Origin of the sequence: Streptomyces sp. NPDC005402 (assembly GCF_040606575.1) — a bacterium.
GTDB lineage: Bacteria > Actinomycetota > Actinomycetes > Streptomycetales > Streptomycetaceae > Streptomyces.
Genome location: NZ_JBEXFB010000011.1, coordinates 191,816 through 216,702 on the forward strand (window position 1 = coordinate 191,816; position 24,887 = coordinate 216,702).

22 protein-coding genes are annotated in these 24,887 nt (G+C 70.1%); 17 read left to right on the forward strand and 5 right to left on the reverse strand.

Annotated features, from left to right (window positions below; all coding sequences use genetic code 11):
* The first annotated feature begins 164 nt into the window (after positions 1-164).
* The 5 genes from dop (at position 165) to prcA (ending at position 4,297) form a co-directional block, all read left to right on the forward strand.
* Entirely contained in the window at positions 165-1,676 is a 1,512-nt protein-coding gene (gene dop / locus ABZT02_RS22830; protein ID WP_356019901.1) for a depupylase/deamidase Dop, read from the forward strand.
* 155 nt (positions 1,677-1,831) lie between these two features.
* On the forward strand, positions 1,832-2,050 hold the full coding sequence (locus tag ABZT02_RS22835; RefSeq protein WP_053852487.1) for a ubiquitin-like protein Pup: 219 nt from the start codon (positions 1,832-1,834) through the stop codon (positions 2,048-2,050).
* 362 nt (positions 2,051-2,412) lie between these two features.
* Complete coding sequence (locus ABZT02_RS22840) at positions 2,413-2,685, forward strand: endonuclease VII domain-containing protein (protein WP_356019903.1); 273 nt, start codon at positions 2,413-2,415, stop codon at positions 2,683-2,685.
* Positions 2,637-3,482: a proteasome subunit beta gene (gene prcB / locus ABZT02_RS22845; protein WP_356019905.1), complete on the forward strand. Its 846-nt coding sequence runs from the start codon at positions 2,637-2,639 to the stop codon at positions 3,480-3,482. Before ABZT02_RS22840 ends, prcB begins: the two co-directional genes overlap by 49 nt.
* Positions 3,483-3,541: 59 nt before the next feature.
* Positions 3,542-4,297, forward strand: a complete 756-nt coding sequence (gene prcA, locus ABZT02_RS22850) for a proteasome subunit alpha (RefSeq protein ID WP_356019908.1) — start codon at positions 3,542-3,544, stop codon at positions 4,295-4,297.
* Positions 4,298-4,369: 72 nt separating this feature from the next.
* On the opposite strand, the gene ABZT02_RS22855 is transcribed toward prcA, so the two are convergent.
* Positions 4,370-5,386: a LacI family DNA-binding transcriptional regulator gene (locus ABZT02_RS22855; protein WP_356019910.1), complete on the reverse strand. Its 1,017-nt coding sequence runs from the start codon at positions 5,384-5,386 to the stop codon at positions 4,370-4,372.
* A gap of 88 nt (positions 5,387-5,474) precedes the next feature.
* On the opposite strand from ABZT02_RS22855, the gene ABZT02_RS22860 reads away from it, so the two are divergent.
* The 12 genes from ABZT02_RS22860 to ABZT02_RS22915 all read left to right on the forward strand — a co-directional run bounded on the left by ABZT02_RS22860 (position 5,475) and on the right by ABZT02_RS22915 (position 17,815).
* Complete coding sequence (locus tag ABZT02_RS22860; RefSeq protein ID WP_356019912.1) at positions 5,475-6,734, forward strand: MFS transporter; 1,260 nt, start codon at positions 5,475-5,477, stop codon at positions 6,732-6,734.
* Positions 6,735-6,743: 9 nt separating this feature from the next.
* Positions 6,744-8,105: a Pup--protein ligase gene (pafA, locus tag ABZT02_RS22865; RefSeq protein WP_030795508.1), complete on the forward strand. Its 1,362-nt coding sequence runs from the start codon at positions 6,744-6,746 to the stop codon at positions 8,103-8,105.
* 127 nt (positions 8,106-8,232) lie between these two features.
* The gene (locus ABZT02_RS22870; protein ID WP_356019916.1) at positions 8,233-9,237 is read left to right on the forward strand and encodes an FKBP-type peptidyl-prolyl cis-trans isomerase; all 1,005 of its coding nucleotides are present in this window, start codon (positions 8,233-8,235) and stop codon (positions 9,235-9,237) included.
* 88 nt (positions 9,238-9,325) lie between these two features.
* Positions 9,326-9,697: an FKBP-type peptidyl-prolyl cis-trans isomerase gene (locus ABZT02_RS22875; RefSeq protein WP_020117713.1), complete on the forward strand. Its 372-nt coding sequence runs from the start codon at positions 9,326-9,328 to the stop codon at positions 9,695-9,697.
* Positions 9,698-9,885: 188 nt separating this feature from the next.
* Positions 9,886-10,839, forward strand: coding sequence for a WYL domain-containing protein (locus tag ABZT02_RS22880; RefSeq protein WP_356019918.1), 954 nt, complete (start codon positions 9,886-9,888; stop codon positions 10,837-10,839).
* Between the two features lie 19 nt (positions 10,840-10,858).
* A complete protein-coding gene (locus tag ABZT02_RS22885; RefSeq protein WP_356019921.1) occupies positions 10,859-11,926 on the forward strand; it encodes a WYL domain-containing protein in 1,068 nt (355 codons plus the stop codon).
* A complete protein-coding gene (locus tag ABZT02_RS22890) occupies positions 11,923-12,213 on the forward strand; it encodes a hypothetical protein (RefSeq protein ID WP_280852532.1) in 291 nt (96 codons plus the stop codon). Before ABZT02_RS22885 ends, ABZT02_RS22890 begins: the two co-directional genes overlap by 4 nt.
* Before the next feature lie 37 nt (positions 12,214-12,250).
* The gene (locus ABZT02_RS22895) at positions 12,251-12,445 is read left to right on the forward strand and encodes a hypothetical protein (protein WP_356019923.1); all 195 of its coding nucleotides are present in this window, start codon (positions 12,251-12,253) and stop codon (positions 12,443-12,445) included.
* Positions 12,446-12,702: 257 nt separating this feature from the next.
* On the forward strand, positions 12,703-12,990 hold the full coding sequence (tatA, locus tag ABZT02_RS22900) for a Sec-independent protein translocase subunit TatA (RefSeq protein WP_057614315.1): 288 nt from the start codon (positions 12,703-12,705) through the stop codon (positions 12,988-12,990).
* A gap of 48 nt (positions 12,991-13,038) precedes the next feature.
* Positions 13,039-13,989 (forward strand): twin-arginine translocase subunit TatC, encoded by a 951-nt coding sequence (gene tatC, locus ABZT02_RS22905; RefSeq protein WP_356019927.1) that lies wholly within the window; start codon positions 13,039-13,041, stop codon positions 13,987-13,989.
* 30 nt (positions 13,990-14,019) lie between these two features.
* On the forward strand, positions 14,020-14,910 hold the full coding sequence (locus tag ABZT02_RS22910) for a diacylglycerol kinase (protein WP_356019929.1): 891 nt from the start codon (positions 14,020-14,022) through the stop codon (positions 14,908-14,910).
* A 40-nt stretch (positions 14,911-14,950) separates the two neighbouring features.
* The gene (locus tag ABZT02_RS22915; protein WP_356019932.1) at positions 14,951-17,815 is read left to right on the forward strand and encodes a DEAD/DEAH box helicase; all 2,865 of its coding nucleotides are present in this window, start codon (positions 14,951-14,953) and stop codon (positions 17,813-17,815) included.
* A 63-nt stretch (positions 17,816-17,878) separates the two neighbouring features.
* Here the strand turns inward: ABZT02_RS22915 and atzF are convergent, their stop codons facing one another.
* The 4 genes from atzF to ABZT02_RS22935 are packed head-to-tail and all read right to left on the reverse strand — an operon-like array spanning position 17,879 to position 24,502.
* Complete coding sequence (gene atzF / locus ABZT02_RS22920; RefSeq protein ID WP_356019934.1) at positions 17,879-19,525, reverse strand: allophanate hydrolase; 1,647 nt, start codon at positions 19,523-19,525, stop codon at positions 17,879-17,881.
* 14 nt (positions 19,526-19,539) lie between these two features.
* The gene (locus ABZT02_RS22925; protein ID WP_356019936.1) at positions 19,540-23,046 is read right to left on the reverse strand and encodes a 5-oxoprolinase/urea amidolyase family protein; all 3,507 of its coding nucleotides are present in this window, start codon (positions 23,044-23,046) and stop codon (positions 19,540-19,542) included.
* Positions 23,043-23,681 (reverse strand): urea amidolyase associated protein UAAP2, encoded by a 639-nt coding sequence (locus tag ABZT02_RS22930; protein ID WP_356019939.1) that lies wholly within the window; start codon positions 23,679-23,681, stop codon positions 23,043-23,045. The genes ABZT02_RS22925 and ABZT02_RS22930 overlap by 4 nt, the downstream gene beginning before the upstream one ends.
* Entirely contained in the window at positions 23,678-24,502 is an 825-nt protein-coding gene (locus tag ABZT02_RS22935) for an urea amidolyase associated protein UAAP1 (protein ID WP_356019941.1), read from the reverse strand. Before ABZT02_RS22935 ends, ABZT02_RS22930 begins: the two co-directional genes overlap by 4 nt.
* Between the last annotated feature and the right edge of the window lie 385 nt (positions 24,503-24,887).

The following is a 24,887-nucleotide window of genomic DNA, read 5'->3' on the forward strand; positions in this document are numbered from 1 at the left end:
AAGGCAATGACGCAAATGATCTCCCCACCAGCGCAGAGCCGTTCTAGGCTCTTCGGTACCGCCGAGTCGCGCAGTGCGGGGACGGGCACCGCACACGCACCGGAGCGCCAGCGGTACTTGAGCGCCGCCCCCGACCGAGGGCGCCGCCGGGCAAGGAGGGCCGCATGACCGTACGGCGAGTAATGGGCATCGAGACGGAGTACGGGATCTCCGTCCCCGGCCACCCCAACGCCAATGCCATGCTCACCTCATCCCAGATCGTCAACGCCTACGCGGCGGCGATGCACCGGGCCCGCCGGGCCCGCTGGGACTTCGAGGAGGAGAATCCGCTGCGGGACGCGCGGGGCTTCGACCTCGCCCGCGAAGCCGCCGACTCCAGCCAGCTCACCGACGAGGACATCGGCCTCGCCAACGTCATCCTCACCAACGGCGCACGACTCTACGTCGACCACGCACACCCCGAATACAGCGCCCCCGAGGTCACCAACCCCCGCGACGCCGTCCTCTGGGACAAGGCCGGCGAACGCATCATGGCCGAGGCCGCCGAACGGGCCGCCCAGCTCCCCGGCGCCCAGCCCATCCACCTCTACAAGAACAACACCGACAACAAGGGCGCCTCCTACGGCACACACGAGAACTACCTGATGAAGCGGGAAACCCCCTTCTCGGACATCGTGCGCCACCTCACGCCCTTCTTCGTCTCCCGCCAGGTCTTCGCAGGCGCCGGCCGCGTCGGCATCGGCCAGGACGGCCACGAACACGGCTTCCAGCTCAGCCAGCGCGCCGACTACTTCGAAGTCGAGGTAGGCCTCGAAACCACCCTCAAGCGCCCGATCATCAACACCCGCGACGAGCCCCACGCCGACGCCGAGAAATACCGCCGCCTCCACGTGATCATCGGCGACGCCAACCTCTCGGAGATCTCGACCTACCTGAAGCTCGGCACCACGGCCCTGGTCCTGTCGATGATCGAGGACGGCTTCATCGCGGTCGACCTGGCAGTGGACCAGCCCGTCCGCACCCTCCACCAGGTCTCCCACGACCCGACGCTCCAGCGCCTTGTCACCCTCCGCAGCGGCCGCACACTCACCGCGGTCCAGCTCCAGATGGAGTACTACGAGCTCTCCCGCAAGTACGTCGAGGAACGCTTCGGCGCCGACGCGGACGACCAGACCAAGGACGTCCTCGCCCGCTGGGAGGACACCCTCAACCGCCTGGAACACGACCCCATGAGCCTCGCCGGCGAACTCGACTGGGTCGCCAAGCGGGAGCTCATGGAGGGCTACCGGCGCCGCGACGGCCTCGACTGGGACGCCGCCAAGCTGCACCTCCTGGACCTCCAGTACGCCGACGTGCGCCCCGACAAGGGCCTCTACAACCGACTCGCGGCCCGCGGCCGCATCAAGCGCCTCCTCGACGAGAACGAGGTCGAGCGGGCCCGCACCAAGCCCCCTGAGGACACCCGCGCCTACTTCCGCGGCCGCTGCCTGGAGCAGTACGCCGACGACGTCGCCGCGGCCTCCTGGGACTCGGTGATCTTCGACCTCCCGGGCCGGGACTCGCTCCAGCGCGTCCCAACCCTCGAACCGCTTCGCGGAACGCGAAATCACGTCAAGGAGCTCCTTGACCGCTGCCGCACGGCAGAAGACCTGGTCAGGGTGTTGTCGGGCAACTGAGCGGGTCCTCGGGCCGGGCGGTCCGACAGGGTGGAAAGCCCGGCCAGAGGGAATCATCGAGATGGCCCCCGTACGTTGTAGGAACTGCGGGGACGATGTCAGACCCTGCAAGTAGGGTCTGATCACGAACGGCGAACCGAGCGGGGTGAGGGGTTATGGCGACCAAGGACACCGGCGGCGGACAGCAGAAGGCCACACGCAACACCGAGGAGGTCGAGGAGCAGACTGCGGAAGCGCAGGGTTCCGAGGACCTCAAGGAGCGCCAGGAGAAGCTCAGCGACGACGTGGACTCCGTCCTGGACGAGATTGATGACGTCCTCGAGGAGAACGCCGAGGATTTCGTGCGGTCCTTCGTTCAGAAGGGTGGAGAGTGACTTTACCTTTGAATTGAAGGTGAAGTCGGGGGCGCGATCGAGTGATCGAAGAATCCACGTTGAGGCGCTGTTCAAGGTGCAAGCAATATTTGCCGAGAGCAGCGTTCGCGAGCAACAAGGCGATGACTGACGGTCTCCAGGCGTACTGCCGGCAGTGCTCCGCTGAGTACTACCGGCAGCGTCAGGAGGCCAAGGGTAAGAAGGTCAGGGAGAAGGTCTCTGTCCCAGCAGGGCACAAGCGTTGTCCGCAGTGCGGCCAGGTAAAGCCTCATGTCGAGTGGGAAAGAAACAAGTCCTCCTCTGACGGCTGGGCCAGTTACTGCCGGGCATGCCGTGCTGAGCGGAACAGGGCCAGTTACTTCATGCGCAAGTACGGCATCACCGAAGCCCAGCGTGACGAGATGGTCGCCTCTCAGATGGGGCTCTGCGCGATCTGTCTGACGGCTCCTGCCGTGCATGTGGATCACTGTCACAAGACGGGTAGGGTCCGTGGCGTACTGTGCTTCAACTGCAATTCCGGCCTCGGCCTGTTGGGGGACGACCCCGAAGCGATGAACCGAGCTGCCGATTACCTGGAAGGAAACGCGTGGAAGCCAACACTCGTAGCACCGGGCGTCTACCAGCTGCCTTCCTGACGCCTGGGTCGTCGTCCTTCATGGACTTCCTGTCCGAGCATCAGCCGGAGATGCTGCCGGGGAACCGGCAACTTCCGCCCACGCAGGGCGTGATCGAGGCGCCGCACGGGACGACCATCGTGGCCGTCACCTTCCCGGGGGGCGTCGTGCTCGCCGGTGACCGTCGGGCGACGATGGGCAACGTCATCGCCCAGCGGGACATCGAGAAGGTGTTCCCGGCCGACGAGTACTCGGCCGTCGGGATCGCCGGCACCGCGGGTCTCGCCGTGGAGATGGTGAAGCTGTTCCAGCTGGAGCTGGAGCACTTCGAGAAGGTCGAGGGCGCCCAGTTGTCGCTGGAGGGCAAGGCGAACCGGCTGTCCACGATGATCCGTTCCAACCTGGGCATGGCGATGCAGGGGCTGGCCGTGGTGCCGCTGTTCGCGGGGTACGACGTGGACCGGGAGCGGGGGCGGATCTTCTCCTACGACGTCACCGGCGGCCGTTCCGAGGAGCACCACTTCGCCGCCACCGGTTCGGGCTCGATCTTCGCGCGCGGTGCGATGAAGAAGCTCTTCCGTGACGACCTGACCGAGGAGCAGGCCACCACCCTTGTGGTGCAGGCTCTGTACGACGCGGCTGACGACGACTCGGCGACCGGTGGACCCGATGTCGCCCGCCGGATCTACCCGATCGTCACTGTGATCACCGAGGACGGTTTCCGTCGGCTCACCGACGACGAGTCCTCCGAGATCGCCCGTTCGATTCTCGAGCGGCGTCTTGAGCAGCCCGACGGCCCGCGGGCCGCGCTGCTGTAGGCGCCACCGTCTTGTTCAAGGTGATCGCAGTGACTTCCACAGAAAGGGACGGATAACCGGTGTCGACGCCGTTCTATGTCTCCCCCCAGCAGGCGATGGCCGACCGGGCGGAGTACGCCCGCAAGGGCATCGCCCGTGGTCGCAGCCTGGTCGTGCTGCAGTATGCCGACGGCATCGTGTTCGTCGGCGAGAATCCGTCCCGTGCGCTGCACAAGTTCAGTGAGATCTACGACCGGATCGGTTTCGCGGCCGCCGGGAAGTACAACGAGTACGAGAACCTGCGGATCGGTGGCGTGCGGTATGCCGATCTTCGTGGTTACACCTATGACCGTGACGATGTGACCGCTCGTGGTCTCGCCAACGTCTATGCCCAGACGCTGGGCACGATCTTCTCCTCGGCCGGTGAGAAGCCGTACGAGGTGGAGCTGGTCGTGGCCGAGGTCGGTGAGACGCCGGAGGGTGACCAGATCTACCGGCTGCCGCATGACGGTTCCATCGTGGACGAGCACGGCTCGGTCGCGGTGGGCGGCAACGCGGAGACGATCAGCAGCTATCTGGATCAGCGTCATCAGGACGGTATGAGCCTGGCGGAGGCGCTGAAGCTGGCCGTGCAGGCGCTGTCCCGCGACACGAACGGCAGTGAGCGGGAGATCCCCGCGGAGCGGCTGGAGGTCGCGGTGCTGGACCGGACGCGTCCGCAGAAGCGCAAGTTCAAGCGCATCGTGGGGCGTCAGCTCGGTCGGTTGCTGGAGGCCGGCGGTGCGTCCACCGAGGCGGAGAGCGCGGATGAGCCGGAGGGTTCCGAGGACGAGTAGTCCCGGCGCGTCCCGCCCGACCATCATCCCTTTCTGTGCCCCGGCCGATCACCAGGCCGGGGCACAGGGCGTTCAGGAGCCGCTCGGTGGGGCTGTGGAGCCTCGTACGACCAATTCGACGGGGATGTCTCCGGCCTGGGGTGTTCGGCCCTCCAGGACGGCCAGGAGGGCTTGCATGCCGCGTTCGCCGAAGAGTTCGGCGTCGAGTCGGACGGTCGTGAGCTCGGGGTCGATGGCGGTGGCGAGGGCGAGGTCGTCCAGGCCGGTGACGGAGATGTCGTCGGGGACGCGCAGGCCGAGTCGTCGTACGGCCTTGTAGGCGCCGGCGGCGAGTTTGTCGTCGTCGCAGACCAGGGCGGTGGGCCGGGGGCCGGGGGTGGCGAGGGCGGCCTCGGCGGCGGTCGTGGCGCCGTCGATGGAGATGGGGGCGCGGGCCGTGCGGACGGAGGTGCCGGGGACGGTGTCGAGCTGTGCGGCCAGTTCTCGCGCGCGTACCTCGAAGGTCCAGGAGGGTACGTCGGCGGCGAGGTGCAGGAAGCGGCGGTGGCCGAGGTGCAGGAGGTGGGTGGCGACCTGGCGGACGCCGTCGGCGATGTCGAGGTTGACGGTGGCGGCGCCGAGGCTGCCGGAGGGGTCGCTGTCGAGCATGACGAGGGGGAGTTGGTCGCCGCGGATGGCGGTGAGGGCGTCGGCGGCCATGGAGGAGGCGATGACGCCGTCGAGGGCGGCCTGGGCGGAGGCGAAGGGGTCGCGGGCGGGGCCGATGCCTTCGGGGGAGGGGTAGAGGACGACGCCGAAGCCGTGGTCGGCGGCGACGCGCGCGGCGCCGGTGTAGACGCCGGCGAAGAACTCGGTGGTGAGGGCGGGGACGACGAGGAGGACGGTGCGGGTGTGGCCGAGGCGGAGGTTGCGGGCGGCGAGGTTGGGCCGGTAGCCGAGGTCGCGGGCGGCTTCGCGGACTCGTTCGGCGGTGGCTTCGGAGACTCGGCCGCGCCATTTGTCGCCGAGTACCAGTGAGACGGCGGCCTGGGACACGCCGGCCGCCTGTGCGACGTCGCGGCTGGTCGGTCGCGTGCTGCTGCGTGCCACCGTGGGTCCGCTCCTTCGTCTGGACGTCCGAACAGCGCACATGGTACGTATGGGGGTCGGGGTTATACGTATGACTTGGAGGCGGGACATGGCCGCGGGATACCTGGAGATCCTCAGGGCGAGGCATGCGGCCCGCCTGCTGACGGGGACGCTGGTGGGCCGGCTGCCGAATGCCACCGCGGCGATCGCGATCGTGCTGTTCGTGCGGGCGGAGGGCGGTACGTACAGCCTCGCCGGGGGTCTCGCGGCCGTCTACGGGGTCGCCAACGCCGTGGGGCAGCCGGTGCTCGGGCGGCTCGTCGACCTTCACGGCCAGCCCCGTGTGCAGTTCCCCTCCGCCGTGCTGTCGGCACTCGCGATGGCTGTCTTCGCCTTCACCGGTACCGATCCGCTTCCGCTCGCCTACGCGGCCGTGGCGGGCGCGGGGCTGTTCACGCCGCCGCTGGAGGGTGGCCTGCGGGCGCTGTGGCCGAGCGTGCTGCGCCGGGAGGAACAGGTGCACACGGCGTACGCCATGGACGCGGTGGCGCAGGAAGTCATGTTCACGGTGGGGCCGTTGCTGGTGACGCTGTGCGTGTCGCTGTGGTCGGCGCAGGCGGCGTTGGTGGTGCTGAACGTCATCGGGGTCCTCGGTGCGCTCTCGGTCGTGGTGTCGCCGCCCTCGCGCGCGTGGCGCTCCGGGCCGCGTGAGGCGCACTGGCTCGGCGCGCTGCGCTCGCCCGGGCTCCTGGCGCTGCTGGGCGCGTTCCTGTTCGTCGGGATCGCGCTGGGGTCCATCACGGTCGCCTCCGTGCCGTACGCGGACGAGCACGGCGGGGACGCGGTGTACGGCTGGCTGATGGCCGGGATCGGTCTCGGGGCCCTGGTGGGCGGCACGGTGTACGGGGCGCGGCAGTGGGCCGGTGAGCCCGCGCGGCGACTCCAGGTGCTGGTGGGCTTCCTGGCGGTGTGTTACCTGCCGCTGACGCTGATGCCGGGCGCGGTCGCCATGACGCTGCTGATGGTTCTCGCGGGTGTGTTCCTGGCGCCGGTGATCGCCTGTGCGTTCGTCCTGGTCGACCGGCACGCGCCGGCCGGGACGGTCACGGAGGCGTTCTCCTGGATCGTGACGACGTTCACCGTGGGCGCGTCGGTGGGAACGGGGCTCGCGGGCCCGGTCGTCGAGGGTGGCGGGGCCCTGTGGGGCTTCGCCGTGCCGGCGGTCGCGGGGGGTGTGTCATGGGTGGTCCTGCTGGCCACCGGGCGGGTCCTCGCAGCTCCCGCCCGGCAGGCGGTGGTTGCGTCTTCATCGGAAAATGATCCAAACCGTGCTGCCGAACCCCGTTTCAGCTCGGGGGATCGGGCGTAATGTTCAGTCATGGACCGCCGCATTTTCGGGCTGGAGAACGAGTACGGCGTCACGTGTACGTTCAGGGGACAGCGACGTCTGTCTCCCGACGAGGTGGCGCGGTACCTCTTCCGCCGTGTCGTGTCATGGGGCCGCAGCAGCAATGTCTTTCTGCGAAACGGCGCACGCCTCTATCTCGACGTGGGCTCACATCCGGAATACGCGACACCCGAATGTGACAACGTGACCGAACTGGTCACCCACGACAAAGCGGGCGAGCGCATTCTCGAAGGACTCCTGGTGGACGCCGAACGACGCCTGCACGAGGAAGGAATCGCGGGCGACGTCTACCTCTTCAAGAACAACACGGACTCGGCCGGCAACTCCTACGGCTGCCACGAGAACTATCTCGTCGCGCGCCACGGGGAGTTCTCCCGGCTCGCGGACATTCTCATTCCGTTCCTGGTCACCAGGCAGCTTCTCTGTGGTGCCGGCAAGGTGCTGCAGACCCCGCGGGGCGCGGTGTACTGCGTCAGCCAGCGGGCCGAGCACATCTGGGAGGGCGTCTCCTCGGCGACGACCCGGTCCCGGCCGATCATCAACACCCGCGACGAACCGCACGCCGACGCCGAGCGCTACCGCCGCCTGCACGTCATCGTGGGCGACTCGAACATGTCCGAGACGACCATGCTGCTGAAGGTCGGCGCGACCGACCTGGTGCTGCGCATGATCGAGGCGGGCACCGTGATGCGTGACCTGACCCTGGAGAACCCGATCCGGGCGATCCGCGAGGTCAGCCATGACATCACCGGCCGGCGCAAGGTGCGTCTGGCCAGTGGCCGGGAGGCCTCCGCGCTGGAGGTGCAGCGCGAGTACTACGAGAAGGCCGTGGACTTCGTCGAGCGGCGTGGCATCCGCACCGGCACCGTCGACCAGGTCCTCGAGCTGTGGGGCCGGACGCTGGACGCGATCGAGGCGGAGGACCTCGACCGGATCGGCACCGAGATCGACTGGGTCATGAAGTACAAGCTCATCGAGCGGTACCGGGCCAAGCACAACATGACGATGTCGCACCCGCGGGTCGCGCAGATAGACCTCGCGTATCACGACATTCACCGCCGTCGTGGGCTCTATTACCTTCTGGAGAGGAAGGGTCAAGCCACCCGTATCTGCAACGACTTGAAGATCTTCGAGGGCAAGTCGGTTCCGCCGCAGACCACTCGGGCCCGGCTGCGCGGTGACTTCATCCGCAGGGCCCAGGAACAGCGCCGGGACTTCACCGTCGACTGGGTCCACCTCAAGCTCAATGACCAGGCGCAGCGCACGGTGTTGTGCAAGGACCCGTTCCGGTCGGTCGACGACCGGGTGGAGAAACTGATCGCCGGAATGTGAGCAAAGCGTTCCGCATCGCTGTCGGAACGCAACACGGGCGCCGTACGTTTCCCGTACGGCGCCCTTCTCACGCCGTAGAGTTGCGCGCACGCCATCAACAAGATCGACCGATTACGAGGCTCTCACCGTGCGCCGACGCTCCCTTCTCATCGCCGTTCCCGCAGGACTGGCCACTCTCGCCGCATGCGGTGACGACAAGTCCGATTCGAGCAAGGCGAGCGACAGTGCGTCACCCTCGCCGTCGTCCTCGGCCCCCCAGGCACCGCCGCCGAAGATCGTCGCCGGTCCGCTGCCGGCGATCACGGCGGGCGCGAAGTTCGGTGAGAAGCCGACCGTCGCCAAGGGCACCGGCGATCCGTCGAAGGATCTCGCGGTCAAGACGCTCATCGCGGGCGGCGGCACCACCATCGCCGAGGGCGACTACATCCAGGCCCACTACCTGGGGCAGATCTGGAGCACGGCCAAGGTCTTCGACAACTCCTACGACCGTAAGACGGCGCTGGTCATCCAGCTCGCGCAGAACAGCATCATCGACGGCTGGCGGTACGCACTGTCGGGCAAGAAGGCCGGCAGCCGCGTGCAGTTCTCCATCCCGCCGACCTGGGGGTACGGCAAGGGGGGCAACGCGCAGGCGGGCATCAAGGGCACCGACACGCTGGTGTTCGTCGTCGACGTGCAGGACACGTTCAACGCGAAGAGCTCCGCCAAGGGCAAGAACGTCGCGCAGAGCGATGCCAAGCTGCCCAAGGTCGGCACCAACACCGACGGCAAGGCCCCCTCGATCGACATCCCCAAGGCGGACGCGCCGACCAAGCTGGTGGCGGAGTACGTCATCGAGGGTGACGGCGACGAGGTGGCGGCCGACAGCACGCTGCTCGTGCAGTACAAGGGCGTGGTGTGGGACTCCGGCAAGGAGTTCGACTCGACGTACAGCCGCAAGCAGCTGGCGTCGTTCTCGCTGCAGCAGGTCGTCAAGGGGTGGGCGCAGGGTCTGACCGGCAAGAAGGTCGGCAGCCGGGTGCTGATCTCGATTCCGCCGAAGCTGGGTTACGGCGACAACCCGCCGGCCGGCAGCGGTATCGAGAAGAACTCCACGCTGGTCTTCACCGTGGACATCCTCGCGAAGATGTGACGCACGGGGGACATGCGCGCAGGTCTCCGTGACGGGGATGTAAGACTGGTCCCTGTTGCCTTTCCGTGAACAAGCAGGAGCGAGTGACGTGAGCATCGACAAGCCCGAGATCGACTTCCCGGGCGGCGAGCCCCCGGCTGACCTGGAGATCAAGGACATCTGGGAGGGCGACGGCGAGGTTGCGCAGGCCGGCCAGACCGTCACCGTCCACTACGTGGGCGTGGCCTTCAGCACCGGCGAGGAGTTCGACGCCAGCTGGAACCGTGGTCAGCCGTTCCGCTTCCCGCTGGGCGGCGGCCGGGTCATCAAGGGCTGGGACCAGGGCGTGCAGGGCATGAAGGTCGGCGGCCGTCGCCAGCTGACCATCCCGGCCCACCTCGCCTACGGCAACCAGAGCCCGACTCCGGCGATCAAGCCCGGGGAGACCCTGATCTTCGTGGTCGACCTCCTCGGCGTCTGATCGTCGTACCGGAGTCACCGGAGGAGTCGTAAGAGATCGCGTCGCGGTCGGATCGTCGTACGACATTCGACCGGACCTGATCGACCAGGGTCCATGCCTGTCCGGGCATGGGCCCTCGGCTTTTGCCTTGCTCCTTCGGGGCGGTACGGTCAACGTCCGTAAGCACCATAGGGAGGCGAAGGGCGTCGATGGCCATTGCCAAGGCCGAGCGGCTGATGAATCTGGCGCTGTGTCTGCTCGGGACGCGACGGCCGCTGAGCAAGCGTGAGCTCCGCGAGTCCATCGAGGCCTACCTGGAAGCCAATTCCGACGACTCCTTCAACCGGATGTTCGAGCGCGACAAGGACGATCTGCGCGAACTCGGGCTCGTGATCGAGACGGTTGAGAATCTCGACGGCGAAGTCGGCTATCTCGCCCGCCGGGACAGCAACCGGCTGCCGCCCATCACCCTCGACGCCGAGGAGGCCGCCGCCCTTGGCCTGGCCGCCAAGGTCTGGCAGCAGGCCCGGCTCGCCGGCGCGGCCAGCGGAGCGCTGCAGAAACTGCGCGCGGCGGGGCTGCCCGAGGACGTCGACCCGTACGAGGCACACGGTGCCCTGGAGCCGCGCATCCCGGTGCACGAGGCCTCCTTCGAGCCGCTGATGCTCGCCTGCCGGGACCGCCGCCCGGTCGTCTTCGACTACCGCAAGGCCACCGCCGCCCGCCCCGAGCCCCGAAATGTCGAACCGTGGGCGCTGGAGTGCTGGCGCGGCCACTGGTACCTGGCCGGATTCGACCGGGACCGGGGCGCGGAGCGGGTGTTCCGGCTCTCCCGGATCACCGGCAAGGTGCGCTCCCGCGGGACGCGGTTCACGGCCCCGGTCCCTGATGTCGTCACCGTCCGCGAGACCGTGGCGGGCTGGGCGGGGGAGACCGCCGACCGCAGCGCGCGGATCCGGCTGCGCACGGGCGCCGGGTACCCCTTGCGGGCGAAGGCCACCTCGGTAAGGGAACTGGGCGACGGCTGGGACGAGTTGGAGATTCCGTACGGCCATGGCCTGGACGCCTGGCTGGTGGAGTTCGGTCCCGACGTGGTGGTCCTGGAGCCCGCCGAGTTGCGGGCCGACGTGGTGGACCGGCTGCGTGCCGTGGCCAAGGGCTGAGGGGGAGCGGAAGAGAACTGTGGCAGGCAAACCGGTCAGGCCCACGAACGCCATCGACCAGACCCGGCGGATGCTCTCGCTGGTGACCTATCTCAAGGAGCGCCCCGGAGCCCGGGTCGAGGACGTGGCCCGCGCCTTCGGGATCACCGAGGACGAGCTGGTCTCCGACCTCGATGTGCTGCCCATGTGCGGCACCAGTTTCCGCGGCGGCGATCTGCTCGACATCGACACCGACGGCGAGCGGATCTGGTGGCACAACCCCGCCGCCCTCGGCGAGGAGACGGCCGAGCCGCTCAGGCTCGCCGCTGACGAGGCGACCGCGCTGCTGGTGGCCGCCCGCGCGGTCTCCACGCTGCCCGGCCTCAGGGAGAGTGACCGGCAGGCGCTGCTGCGGGCCACCGCCAAGGTGGAGACCGCGGCCGGTGAGGCCGCCGGTGCCAGCGCGCGGCTGTCGGTGACCTTCGAGTCGGAGGGCGGTGTCTTCGCGGACGTCGACCGGGCCATCTCCGAGCGCCGGCGGCTGTGGATCCGCTACTACTCGCCCGCCCGTGACGAGCTCACCGAGCGCGAGATCGACCCGATCCGCCTGGTCAGCGTCGGTCACACCTATGTCGAGGCCTGGTGCCGCCGCTCCGAGGCGCGGCGCACCTTCCGCCTCGACCGGGTGGCCGAGATCAAGATCCTCGACGAGCCGTCCGCGCCGCCCGAGGTGGAGCTCAGGGACCTGTCGGAGGGGCTTGTGCAGCCCGCCGCCGAGGACCCCGAGGTGGTCGTCGAGGTCGGCCCCGGCGGCCGCTGGGTCGCCGAGTACTACCCGCACGACAGTGCGGATGAGCTTTCCGACGGCGGGCTGCGTATTACCCTGCGCACCCCCGACCCGGCATCGCTGCGGAGGCTGGCGCTCCGGCTCGGCCGTGACGGCCGCATCGTCTCGCCGCGCGACCTCGCCGACAGCGCCCGCGAGGCGGCCCGTGAGGCCCTGGCGGCCTACGACGGGGTCGAGGCGCGGGACGCGCACGTGGCGGACGCGGGGCGCCAGGGGCGGCAGGACGACGGTCGGTACGACAGGCAGGAGCAGGGGCTTTGAGCGAGTCGGCGACGTCCGGTGCGGGCATCACGGTGGCCGCCGCTTTCGCGGGGATGAGAAGCGCGGCTCCGGTGACCTTCAAGGCGGGCTGCCCCGACTGCCGGGAGCGGTTCGAGCTGGCCGCCAGCGCCTTTCGCCTCGCCATCGGCGCGACCAGCCGCACCACCTTCTACTCCTTCACCTGCCCCGAGTGCGGCGCGGCCGTCCGCAAGCCCGCCGGTGAGCGGATCGTGGAGCTGCTGACCGGCGGCGGGGTGCGGACGCTGCGGCTGCACTCCACCCTCTAGTGTTTCTTGTCCCTCCAGACCCTCTAGGCTCGGTGTCATGTTCTGGCCGATGTTCGCGGTAGCTGTGGGTTTCGTGGGTCTCGCCGTGCTCGGTGTGCTCGCCGTCCGGGTCTTCCTGGAGGCCCAGCGTCTCGGGCGCCAGGTCACGGACTCCGCACAGCGCATCAGCAGGGCCGCGGAGGACCTGGAGCGGGCGGCGGTGAGCACGGCCCGTTCCGTGGACTCGCTGTGAGTACGGCTGAGAGTTGGGTGTGAGTCGAGCGGCGGATGCGTTTTGGGCCACTTCGCCCTGTCACCGTGGCAGGTCGGCAGGTACGCTGCTGGTCGCGGTCCGGATAACGAGGCTCGGCCGCGAACCGGGAGTGCGCACAGGGATTGCCAGGCGTTCACCCCTGAGCGTTACGATCGCTGTCAGCACGACTGATCGGACACATGTCCGACCGGTCGGACAGCACCCCACAAGCCGCCTCGGTGAGAAGGTAAAGACTTATGTTCGGAAGGCTCGGCGCCCCCGAGATCATTCTCATCCTCGTCGTCATCATCCTGCTGTTCGGCGCGAAGAAGCTTCCCGACATGGCGCGCTCGCTCGGCAAGTCCGCTCGTATCCTCAAGAGCGAGGCCAAGGCGATGAAGGACGAGGGCAGCAGCACGGCCACTCCGGCCGGCCCGCCCAACACCGACGAGCAGACCCCGGCTCAGCGCACCATCCAGGCCGCCCCCGGCGACGTGACCAGCTCGCGCCCGGTCACCGAGCCGACGGACACGACCAAGCGCTGACGCGGGGCCGGTGACCTCCGGCCCGCCCGCACGAGATGGGAACGTGGGTTGCTGAAGTCTGCCCGCAAAGAGGAGAGGGATCCCGAGGGGCGGATGCCTCTCGCGGATCACCTTCGTGAGCTCCGCAACCGGCTCGCGAAGGCGATGCTGGCCATCATCGCCGTCACGGTGGTCGCCGCCTTCTTCTACAACGACATCATCAACTTGATCACCAAGCCGATTCTCGACTCGGTCGGCTGTGACAAGTCCTTCGCGGAACTGGCCAAGTCGACGCAGTCGACCAAGCCGTGCGCCGAGATCACGATCAACGGCCTCCTCGCGCCCTTCACGCTGGCACTGAAGGTGTCGCTCATGGCCGGCGTCGTCGCGGCCTCGCCGGTCTGGCTCTACCAGCTGTGGGCCTTCGTCGCACCCGGCCTGCACCGGCACGAGAAGAAGTACGCCTACGCCTTCGTCGGCACGGGCGCCCCGCTCTTCATGGTCGGCGCGTACTTCGCCTACTCGGTGCTGCCCACCACGGCGAAGGTGCTGATCGGCTTCACCCCGGGCGGCACCTCCAACCTGCTGCCGCTGGACGACCTGCTCGACCTCGTCCTGCGCATGGTGCTGGTCTTCGGCCTCTCCTTCGAGCTGCCCCTCCTGCTGGTCTTCCTCAACCTCACCGGGTTGATCACCGGCAAGCGGATGCTCGGCTGGTGGCGCGGCATGATCATGGCCATCACCGTGTTCGCGGCCGTCGCCACACCGAGCACCGACCCGCTGACGATGCTGGCCCTCGCCGCGCCGATCTGGGTCCTGTACTTCGCGGCGACCGCCTTCTCCCTGCTCAACGACCGGCGCAAGCGCCGTCGTGAGGCCGAGGGGCCCGCCGACGACGAGGCCTCCGACCTGGACCTCACCCCCGAGGACATCGGCGAGGTCGAGACCGTCTCCGCGAGCCGGGCGCTGCCCGAGCAGTCGGCCACGGACCGGGTCAACGGTTATGACGACGTGACCTGACGACCGGGAAGCGCTCGTAAGGTCACTGCTGTGACCAGCGAGATCACCCTCTTCGTGAACCCCACCGCGGGCCGCGGCCGGGGCGCCCACGCGGCGCAGCCGGCCGCTTCCGCGTTGCGGGCGGCAGGCTTCGCCGTGCGGACCGTGCTGGGCGAGGACCCCGCCGACGCCCTCGCACGCGCGCGTGCCGCAGTCCGGGACGGCACCGGCGCTCTGATCGCGGTCGGTGGCGACGGCATGGCGAACCTCGCCCTCCAGGCTGTCGCCGGCACCCGCACCCCCTTCGGTCTGGTCGCCGTCGGCACCGGCAACGACTTCGCCCGCACCCTGGGGCTGCCGGTGCGCGACCCCGCCGCCGCCGGCCGGCTGATCGGCGAGGCGCTCAAGGAGGGCCGCGTCCACGACACCGACCTGGGCCGGGTCGGTGACCACTGGTTCGGCACCGTCCTCGCCTCCGGCTTCGACTCCCGTGTCAACGACCGCGGCAACCGCATGAGATGGCCCGCGGGCCGCCTCAGGTACGACCTCGCGATGCTCGCCGAACTGGCCGCCTTCCGGCCCGTCCCGTACCGGATCACGCTCGACGGCGGCCAGGTCCGCGAGGTGGAGGCGACCTTGGTGGCCGTCGGCAACGGATCGTCGTACGGCGGCGGTATGCGGATCTGCCCGGGCGCGGACCTCACCGACGGGCTGTTCGACGTCACCGTGGTCGGCGACTGCAGCCGTACGACCCTGCTGCGGGTGTTCCCGAGGGTGTACCGGGGCACCCACGTCGACCATCCCAAGGTCACCGTGCTGAGGGCCGCGCGGGTCGAGATCACCGCCGAGGGTGTCACGGGGTATGCGGACGGCGAGCCGCTCGGACCACTGCCGCTGAGCGCGAGCTGTGTGCGCGGGGCGGTGTCCGTGGTGGGCCCGTGAACTGCGTGAAGAGCAGGTTTCCCGGACTTGGATCCGGATAATGATCGTCCTGTTGTCAGTGCCGCCGGGTACGCTCGAAAGCACGATGACAGAGGACCTCTCACCGGCCGAGCGGTACGCGGCAGCCCGCCTGCGGGCAGCCGAGCAGGCCACCGCGCTCGCGGACTTCCGCGAGATGTACGACTTCGGTCTCGACCCCTTCCAGATCGAGGCCTGCAAGGCTCTCGAAGCCGGGAAGGGCGTGCTGGTGGCCGCCCCCACCGGCTCCGGCAAGACGATTGTCGGCGAGTTCGCCGTCCACCTCGCCCTCCAGCAGGGCAAGAAGTGCTTCTACACGACCCCCATCAAGGCCCTGTCCAACCAGAAGTACGCGGACCTGAGCCGCCGTTACGGAGCGGACAAGGTCGGCCTGCTCACCGGCGACAACAGCGTCAACTCCGACGCCCCCGTGGTCGTGATGACCACCGAGGTGCTGCGGAACATGCTGTACGCGGGCTCGCAGACCCTCCTCGGCCTCGGCTACGTGGTCATGGACGAGGTGCACTACCTCTCCGACCGCTTCCGGGGCGCCGTATGGGAAGAGGTGATCATCCACCTCCCCGAGTCGGTGACCCTGGTGTCACTGTCGGCGACCGTGTCCAACGCCGAGGAGTTCGGCGACTGGCTCGACACCGTCCGCGGCGACACCCAGGTGATCGTCTCCGAGCACCGGCCCGTGCCGCTGTTCCAGCACGTGCTCGCCGGGCGGCGGATGTACGACCTGTTCGAGGAGGGCGAGGGCAACAAGAAGGCCGTCAACCCCGATCTCGCCCGGCTGGCCCGGATGGAGGCCCAGCGGCCGTCGTACCAGGACCGCAGACGCGGCAGGGCGATGCGCGAGGCCGACCGGGAGCGCGAGCGGCGGCAGCGCTCCAAGGTCTGGACGCCGAGCCGGCCCGAGGTCATCGAGCGGCTCGACGCCGAGGGCCTGCTGCCCGCCATCACGTTCATCTTCAGCCGAGCCGCCTGCGAGGCGGCCGTACAGCAGTGCCTGTACGCGGGACTGCGGCTGAACGACGACGAGGCCCGCGGCAGGGTGCGCGCCCTCGTCGAGGAGCGCACCGCGTCGATCCCGACCGAGGACCTCCACGTCCTCGGCTACTACGAGTGGCTGGAGGGCCTGGAGCGCGGTATCGCGGCCCACCACGCGGGCATGCTGCCGACCTTCAAGGAGGTCGTCGAGGAGCTGTTCGTGCGCGGACTGGTCAAGGCCGTGTTCGCGACCGAGACGCTCGCGCTGGGCATCAACATGCCCGCGCGCTCGGTGGTGCTGGAAAAGCTCGTCAAGTGGAACGGCGAACAGCACGCCGACATCACGCCCGGCGAGTACACCCAGCTGACGGGGCGTGCGGGGCGGCGCGGCATCGACGTCGAGGGTCACGCGGTGGTGCTGTGGCAGCGGGGGAGCAGTCCCGAACACCTCGCGGGCCTCGCCGGCACGCGTACGTACCCGCTGCGCTCCAGCTTCAAGCCGTCCTACAACATGGCGGTCAACCTGGTCGAGCAGTTCGGCCGGCACCGCTCGCGCGAGCTGCTGGAGACGTCGTTCGCGCAGTTCCAGGCCGACAAGTCGGTCGTCGGGATCTCCCGGCAGGTGCAGCGCAACGAGGAGGGGCTCGACGGTTACAAGGCCTCCATGACCTGTCACCTCGGCGACTTCGAGGAGTACGCGCGGCTGCGCCGCGAGCTCAAGGACCGCGAGACCGAGCTGGCCCGGCAGGGAGTCGCCCAGCGGCGGGCCGAGGCGGCCGTGGCGCTGGAGAAGCTCAAGCCGGGCGATGTGATCCATGTGCCGACGGGCAAGTACGCCGGTCTCGCGCTCGTGCTGGACCCGGGCCTGCCCGCCGGGCGGTCCAACGGCCACCGGGGCTTCGAGCACCACGACGGCCCGCGGCCGCTGGTGCTGACGGCCGAGCGGCAGGTCAAGCGGCTCGCGTCGATGGACTTCCCCGTCCCGGTAGAGCCGTTGGAGCGGATGCGGATCCCCAAGTCCTTCAACGCGCGCTCACCGCAGTCCCGTCGGGACCTGGCCTCCGCGCTGCGCACCAAGGCAGGGCACATTCCGCCGGAGCGGGCCCGCAAGCAGCGATCACAGGCCGCCGACGACCGCGAGATCGCGCGGCTGCGGACGGCGATCCGGGCGCACCCCTGCCACGGGTGCAACGACCGCGAGGACCACGCCCGTTGGGCCGAGCGCTATCACCGGCTGCTGCGCGACACCTCGCAGCTGGAGCGGCGCATCGAGGGACGCACGAACACCATCGCACGCACCTTCGACCGGATCGTGGCCCTGCTGACCGAGCTGGACTATCTGCGCGGCAACGAGGTCACCGAGCACGGCAAGCGGCTGGCCCGCCTGTACGGCGAGCTCGATCTGCTGGCCAGCGAGTGCCTGCGGGAAAGGGTCTGGGAGGGGCTCGCCCCCGCCGAACTGGCCGCGTGCGTCTCCGCGTTGGTGTACGAGGCCCGGGTGGGCGACGACGCCATGGCACCCAAGGTGCCGTCCGGCAAGGCCAAGGCCGCGCTCGGTGAGATGGTGCGGATCTGGGGGCGTCTCGACGCCCTGGAGGAGGACTTCCGCATCAACCAGACCGAGGGGGTCGGGCAGCGGGAGCCGGATCTCGGGTTCGCCTGGGCCGCGTACATGTGGGCCTCGGGGAAGGGGCTGGACGAGGTGCTGCGGGAGGCGGAGATGCCGGCCGGGGACTTCGTGCGGTGGTGCAAGCAGGTGATCGACGTGCTGGGGCAGATCTCGGCGGCGGCTCCCGTGTCGGGGGGTGACGGGTCTTCCTCCGTCGCGAAGAACGCGCGGAAGGCTGTCGATCTGTTGCTGCGGGGGGTTGTGGCCTACTCGTCGGTGGGGTGAGCGTTCGGGGGCGGGGGCGGGTCGACGGTGGCTGGTCGAGCCCGCGCCCCTGGGTGGGTCGGCCTACTCGGCGTTCAGATAGGACCGCCAGCCTCCGTGTGACGTGATGTCCTGGGCGTCCGTGAGGGCGGCGGGTTCGCACAGGAAGCCCGGGATCCGGGTTCCGTCCGACAGCTCCACCCTGCCCAGTGCCATGGGGCGGGGCAGGGCTGCCAGGAGGCGGCCCAGGCCCTCCGCCGGCAGGCGCCACACCTCCGCCTCGATCTCCGTGCCGCCCTCGCCGACGTGGACCAGGCCCGGCTTCGGCGGGTCGGTCCGCAGGGCGTGCAGGCGGTAGACCGGTGCCGTGGTGGTCGTACGGTCCAGGCGGGCGCCCAGCGCGAGGAGTTGTGGGTTCAACGGCTGGCCCGTCAGGTGGGCGCCGACCACCGCGAGGCGGGTCTCCGGCTGGAGCAGGCGCGCGATGCTCGCCAAGCGCTCATCAGTGTGCGCCGGGCCGATCAGCATCACGCCGAAGGGGAGGCCGCCCACCTCGCCCGCCGGGACCGCGGCCGCGGCCAGGTCGAACAGGTTCGTGGAGTTGGTGAAACGGCCCAGGCGGGCGTTGGCGCCCAGAGGGTCCGCGGCGACCTCGGCGAGCGTGGGGTGACCGGGGGTGGTGGGCAGCAGAAGGGCGTCCGCGTCGTGCAGTTCGGCCAGGGCCCGGGTGCGGAGCGTGGCCAGGTGGTCCAGGTCGGCGTAGAGCTGGTGGGCCGGGAGGTCGCGGGCCCGGGTGATGATCGCGGCGACCGTGGGGTCGAGACAGTCGTCGTTGGCTGCTGTCGCCTTGTCGATGAAGGCACCCACCGCCGTGTAGCGCTCGGCCACGAACGCGCCCTCGTAGAGCATCGCCGCCGCCTCGGTGAAGGGCGACAGGTCCAGCTCGCACAGCGTCGCGCCCGCCGTCACGAGCTGCTGGACGGCCTCCTCGTACGCCTCGGCCCAGCCCTCGTCCAGTTCGCCGAGCTGCTCGCGCGCCGGGACCGCGATCCGCCAGGGGCCGGGCCGGCGTCCGGGCAGGGACGGGGCGGTGCCGGTCGTCATGTGGGACAGCGCCTGTTCGGCCTCCGGGAGGGTGCGGGCGAAGACGGTCACGCAGTCGATCGAGGCACAGGCCGGGACGACCCCGGCTGTGGGGACCAGGCCGCGGGTGGGCTTGAGGCCGACGATGCCGTTGAAGGCGGCCGGAACCCGGCCCGAGCCCGCCGTGTCGGTGCCGAGCGCGAAGTCGACGATGCCCAGTGCCACGGCGACCGCCGAGCCGGAGCTGGAACCGCCGCTGATCCTCGCCGGGTCGTAGGCGTTGCGGACCGCGCCGTGCGGGGAGCGGGTGCCGACCAGGCCCGTCGCGAACTGGTCCAGGTTCGTGGTGCCGAGCACGATCGCGCCCGACGCGCGGAGCCGGGCGACCACCGGCGCATCGGCCTCGGGACGGTACGCGTACGACGGACAGCCCGCGGTGGTGGGCAGGCCGGCCACGTCGATGTTGCCCTTGGCGGCGAACAAGCGGCCCGCGAGGGGGAGCCGCTCGCCGCGCGCGAGCCGCTCGTCGATCGACCGGGCCTCCCGTTCGACCTCCTCCCGCGGGCGCAGGTCGATCCAGATCTCGGGGCGGTCCACGGCCTCGACGCGGTCGTAGGCGGCACGGACCCGGGTGACGGTGCTGGACATGGCTCGCTCCTCTTTCACTGTGCGGGCGGCGCAAGGACGAGCAGTGCCGTCCCCGCCTCCACCTGGTCGCCCGGCCTGGCCAGGATCTCCGCGACCACGCCGGCCGTCGGCGCGTGCACCCTGGACTCCATCTTCATCGCCTCCAGGGCGAGGAGCGGCTGCCCGGCCGTCACCTCGTCACCCGGCTCGACGTTCAACTGCCAGACGGAGGCGGCGAATTCGGCCTCGATCAAGCGGCCACCCGGAGGGACCGCGATGTCGGCTGGGTCGGCTGCCGGGGCGGAGACGGACTCGGCCCGCGCGAACTCGCCCGCCGCCTCCCACGCGTCCCGCTCCGCGGCGAACGCCGTCTGCTGGCGCGACCTGAACTCCGCTATGGGCTCGGCGTGCTCGGCGAGGAAGGCCTGGTACTCGGCGAGCGAGAAGGTGCCCTCCTCGATGCGGGGCACGAAGCAGCCGGACGTGATGTCGGCGCGTAGCTCCAGGAGTTCGTCCGCGTCCACCGGATACCACTTGATGCGGTCGAAGAAGCGCAGCAGCCAGGGCGAGCCCGGCTCGAACGCGCCGCGCTGCTGCCAGGGCGACCACACCTGGGTCGTACGGCCCACGAACTGGTAGCCGCCAGGGCCCTCCATGCCGTAGATGCACAGGTATGCCCCGCCGATGCCGACGGAGTTCTCGGCCGTCCAGGTGCGCGCCGGGTTGTACTTCGTGGTCACCAGGCGGTGGCGCGGGTCCAGTGGCGTGGCCACCGGGGCGCCGAGGTAGACGTCGCCCAGGCCCAGGACCAGGTACTCCGCGTCGAAGACCGTGCGGTAGACGTCGTCCACCGAGGTCAGGCCGTTGACGCGGCGGATGAACTCGATGTTCCACGGGCACCAGGGCGCGTCGTCGCGCACGCCCGCCATGTAGCGGGCGATCGCCTCGCGGGTCGCCGGGTCGTCCCAGGAGAGCGGGAGATGGACGGTGCGGGAGGGGACGACCAGTTGGTCGGACGGGGGAAGGGACGCGGTGATCTCCCGTACGGCGGTGAGGAGTTCGTGCTGGGGCAGCCGGTTCGGGTCGGTCCGGATCTGGAGGGAGCGGATGCCGGGGGTGAGGTCGGTGATGCCGTCCGGGCCCTGTTCGGCGACCGCCTCCATGAGGGCGTGGACGCGCATCCGCAGCGCCAAATCCAGCTGCATGGGACCGAATTCGACCAGCAGGTTGTCGTCACCGCTGCGGCGGTACGTCACGTCGCCGTCGCGGGCGAGGATGCCGCCGTCCACGATCGCCGGCCGCGCCGAGCCGTCCGTGTTCACCGGGACGAAGCGGACCGTGTCACCGGGGCGCAGCTGGCCCAGTTTCCAGCGCTCGGTGCTGATGACGGTCGCCGGGCACACGAACCCGCCGAGGGAGGGCCCGTCCGGGCCCAACAGCACCGGCATGTCGCCCGTGTAGTCGACCGCGCCGACCGAGTACGGGGTGTCGTGGATGTTGGACGGGTGCAGGCCGGCCTCGCCGCCGTCGGTGCGGGCCCAGCGAGGCTTGGGGCCGACCAGGCGGACTCCGGTGCGGGCCGAGTTGAAGTGGACCTTCCAGTCGGCGGCGTAGAAGTCGCGGATGTCGTCCTCGGTGAAGAACTCCGGGGCGGCGTGCGGGCCTTCCGCGGCGGCGATGTGCCAGGTGGAGGTGTAGGAGGGCCGGTTTCCGACAGGGGTGCCGTCGGCCCGGCCTCCCCCGTGCAGGACGTCGCCCGTGCGCAGTGCCCGTCCGCCGTGGCCGCCGAAGCGGCCCAGCGTGAAGGTGCTCGCGCTGCCGAGGAAGGCCGGGATGTCGAGGCCGCCCGCGAACAGGACATAGGTGCGCAGGCCGTGTTCGGCGGGTGCGCCGACCTCCAGGACGCCGCCCGCGGGCACGGTCACCGGCTCCCACTGCGCCACCGGTGTGCCGTCGACGGTGACCGGTGCCGGAGCGCCCGTCACGCAGACGGTGGTGGGGTGGGTGAACCGCAACGACGGACCCTGCAAGGTGCATTCGAGACCCGGGGCGCCTTCGGGATTGCCCAGCGCCTGGTTGCCGAGCCGGAAGGAACGGTCGTCCATCGGGCCGCTCGGCGGCACGCCGACCTGCCAGTAGCCGGTGCGGCCCGGCCAGTCCTGGACCGTGGTGAGGGTTCCGGCGGCCACGACCTCGATGCGCGGGGTGGGGTCCTGAACGGTGGCGAGGGTCGCCGTGGAGTGGGCGGCCGTCCTGAAGTCGGCGTCGGCCAGCGCCGCCCGGACCAGGCCCAGGTTGGTCTCGATGCCGTCGAGGCGGGTGCGTTGGAGCGCTTCGTCCAGCCGCCGGAGCGCGTGGGCGCGGTCGGGGCCGTACGCGATGATCTTCGCGAGCATCGGGTCGTACGACGTCGTCACCTCGGTGCCGGTCTCCACCCAGCCGTCCACGCGGACCCCGGTGGGGAACTCGACCCGTGTCAACAGCCCTGCGCTGGGCCGGTGTTCGCGTGAGGGGTCCTCGGCGTAGACGCGGGCCTCGACGGCGTGGCCGCGCGGCGGACCGGGTTCGCGTACGGCGTTCCGCTCGCCCCGGGCCAGGCGGAGCATCCAGGCGACCAGGTCGACGCCGTAGATCTCCTCGGTGACCGGATGTTCCACCTGGAGACGGGTGTTGACCTCCAGGAAGTAGGCCTCCTCGCGGGCGGCGTCGTAGACGAACTCGACGGTTCCCGCGGATCGGTAGCCGACGGAGGCGCACAAATCACGTGCGCTGTCCGTGAGTTGTGCGCGGACGGGAGCGGGAAGCCCCGGTGCCGGAGCCTCCTCCAGGACCTTCTGGTGGCGGCGCTGCAGGGAACAGTCGCGGTCGCCGAAGGTGACGACCCTGCCCTCGCCGTCGCCGAAGACCTGCACCTCGACATGGCGGGCGTGTTCGACGAGCCGTTCCAAAAAGACTCCGGCGGAGGCGAAGGAGGCGGCGGCTACGCGCTGCACCCGGTCCCAGGCGTCGGTCAGTCCGTCGGCGGAGCGGCAGGCCGACATGCCGATGCCGCCGCCACCGCCGGTGGCCTTGAGCATCACGGGGTAGCCGATGGCTTCCGCGGCTTCGAGGGCCTCGTCGAGAGAGGCCAGCAGGCCGGTCCCCGGCGCCAGCGGCACGCCCGCCGCCTCCGCCGCGGCCCGTGCGGTGTGCTTCGCGCCGAACAGTTCCAGCTGCTCGGGCGTCGGGCCCACGAACACGATCCCCGCGTCCTCGCAGCGGCGGGCGAACGCGGCGTCCTCGGACAGGAAACCGTAGCCGGGGTGGATCGCGCCCGCGCCCGAGTCCTTCGCCGCCTTCAGCACCAGGTCGGCGTCGAGGTACGACTCCTTCGCGGGCGCCGGGCCGAGGCGTACGGCGTGGTCGGCGAGCCGGACGTGGGGTGCGGCCCGGTCGGCGTCGGAGTACACCGCGACGGTGCGCAGGCCCAGTTCGCGGGCCGTGCGGATGATCCGGACCGCTATCTCGCCCCGGTTGGCGACGAGGAGGGTGTCGAAGGTCATGCGTCGGCCCCGATCGCGGTCTCCGTGGTCCCTGCCGTGGTCTCCGTGGCCCCGATCGTCATCGCTACGGGCGTCGGGTCGAAGCCGTTGCAAGGGTTGTTGATCTGGGGGCAGTTGGAGACCAGAACGAGGACGTCGCGCTCGGCGCGCAGGGTCAGCGACAGGCCCGGGGCGGAGATGCCGTCGACGATGCCGAGGGTGCCGTCCTTCTCGACCGGCACGTTCATGTACCAGTTGATGTTGGAGACGAGGTCACGCTTGCCGAGACCGCGCTTCGCGCCCTCGGCGAGGAAGTTGTCCACGCAGGCGTGCTGCGACCAGGTGTGGTGGCCGTAGCGCAGGGTGTTCGACTCCTTGGAGCAGGCCCCGCCGACCGTGTCGTGGCGGCCCACGTCGTCCGCCGTGACCGTCATCAGCGGGGTGTGCTCGTCGGACATCAGCACGCTGCCCGTGGTGAGGAAGATGCCGCCCTGCGCCTGGATCGTGTCGGGGGCGCTGTAGCGGACCGACGTGTCGTGGGCGTCGTAGACGAGGAAGTCGACGGCCTGGTTGCCGTGCAGATCGGTGATGGTGAGCGTCTCGCCCTCGCGGATGACGGAGGACCAGGCGGAGCGGGCCGGAACCACGGTCTTCATGCGCGCCCCTTCGAGGCGAGGAATTCGGCGGTGTTGAGGAAGGCGCGGCGGCCTTCGGGGGTCGCGTCCCACAGGGGGTCGCCGGCGCGGGTGGGCTCGGCACGCCAGGCGAGCACCTCCAGTGGGGTGCTGACGTAGGCGGGGCGGGGGTCGGCGGGGTGCGGGACGTTCGCGATCAGTACGGTCACGTCCTGTTCGGCGCGGAGGGTGACGCCGGCGCCGGGGCCCGCCGAGCCGGTGAAGTCGAGGGTGCCGTCCTCGCGGATCCGGACGCCCTGGAAGAAGGAGAGGGAGGGCGGGAGATCGCGGGGTTCGAGGCCGTTCTTGGCGGCTGCCAGCTTGAAGAGCTCGCGGCCGGCGGGGGAGGGGCTCTGGGGGGTGCCGTCGCCGTAGCGCTCGGTGTTGCGGACCAGCGTGGAGGTGCCGCACAGGGCGTCGTGGCGGCCGGAGGTGTCGGCGACGACGCTCGCGAGGACGCGGCCCTGGTCGGACAGGAGCAGCTGGCCCTCACCGAGGTAGGCGTTCCACTGGACCTTGACCGTGTCGGCGACGTTCAGCCGCTCCCAGGGGCGGCCCTCCGCGTACAGGAGGAGGTGGGCGCAGGCGTCGCCGTGCAGGTCGGTGAGGCGGAGTTCGGTGCCGCGGGCGAGGACACGGTGGGTGTAGTTGCCGCCCCCGACGGTCTCCGCCCACACCAGGGGCCCCGCCGCGGAGGGCGGGTCCGGCCAGTCGCGGGCCGGGACGACGGGCATGGCCTCGGCGCGGGTGCCCTCCTGGGCACGGGCGTGGTCACGGGCTCCGTATGTGGTCTCTGTGGCCATGGCGGACCTCCGGCTCCGGGGGTGTTTCTGTCGCTTGACAGAAATTAGGGGCGGGGTTGGTCGGGGGGATTGCCCGGGTGTTGCGGGGTGGTTACCGGGCGCTCACGGGGGCGTTGTCGGGTACGGGGCGGTCGAGGAGGCGCGCGACGCGTCCGCGCGGGGGAGCCGTGTGGCGGCTTGGGTTGGTGTCCGGGGTGTGGGGTGCGTGGGCGGGCGTTGGGTCGGTGTTCGGGGTGCGCATGGGCGGGCGGGGGCGCGCGTGCGGGGGCGGTGTCGGGGGTGCGCGGGCGCGGGGTCGGTGTCCGAGGACGTTGAGTGCACTGGCGTGGGGATCGGTGCTCCCGGGCGGGCAGTGCAGTGGCGTGGGGGCGGTGGCCCACGCTGT

Coding starts and splice junctions, on each gene's coding strand:
- dop (WP_356019901.1), top strand. CDS start 165: ATGACCGTACGGCGAGTAATGGGCATCGAGACGGAGTACGGGATCTCC.
- ABZT02_RS22835 (WP_053852487.1), top strand. CDS start 1,832: ATGGCGACCAAGGACACCGGCGGCGGACAGCAGAAGGCCACACGCAAC.
- ABZT02_RS22840 (WP_356019903.1), top strand. CDS start 2,413: ATGCGCAAGTACGGCATCACCGAAGCCCAGCGTGACGAGATGGTCGCC.
- ABZT02_RS22860 (WP_356019912.1), top strand. CDS start 5,475: ATGGCCGCGGGATACCTGGAGATCCTCAGGGCGAGGCATGCGGCCCGC.
- pafA (WP_030795508.1), top strand. CDS start 6,744: ATGGACCGCCGCATTTTCGGGCTGGAGAACGAGTACGGCGTCACGTGT.
- ABZT02_RS22880 (WP_356019918.1), top strand. CDS start 9,886: ATGGCCATTGCCAAGGCCGAGCGGCTGATGAATCTGGCGCTGTGTCTG.
- ABZT02_RS22895 (WP_356019923.1), top strand. CDS start 12,251: ATGTTCTGGCCGATGTTCGCGGTAGCTGTGGGTTTCGTGGGTCTCGCC.
- tatA (WP_057614315.1), top strand. CDS start 12,703: ATGTTCGGAAGGCTCGGCGCCCCCGAGATCATTCTCATCCTCGTCGTC.
- ABZT02_RS22915 (WP_356019932.1), top strand. CDS start 14,951: ATGATCGTCCTGTTGTCAGTGCCGCCGGGTACGCTCGAAAGCACGATG.
- atzF (WP_356019934.1), bottom strand. CDS start 19,525: ATGTCCAGCACCGTCACCCGGGTCCGTGCCGCCTACGACCGCGTCGAG.
- ABZT02_RS22925 (WP_356019936.1), bottom strand. CDS start 23,046: ATGACCTTCGACACCCTCCTCGTCGCCAACCGGGGCGAGATAGCGGTC.
- ABZT02_RS22930 (WP_356019939.1), bottom strand. CDS start 23,681: ATGAAGACCGTGGTTCCGGCCCGCTCCGCCTGGTCCTCCGTCATCCGC.
- ABZT02_RS22935 (WP_356019941.1), bottom strand. CDS start 24,502: ATGGCCACAGAGACCACATACGGAGCCCGTGACCACGCCCGTGCCCAG.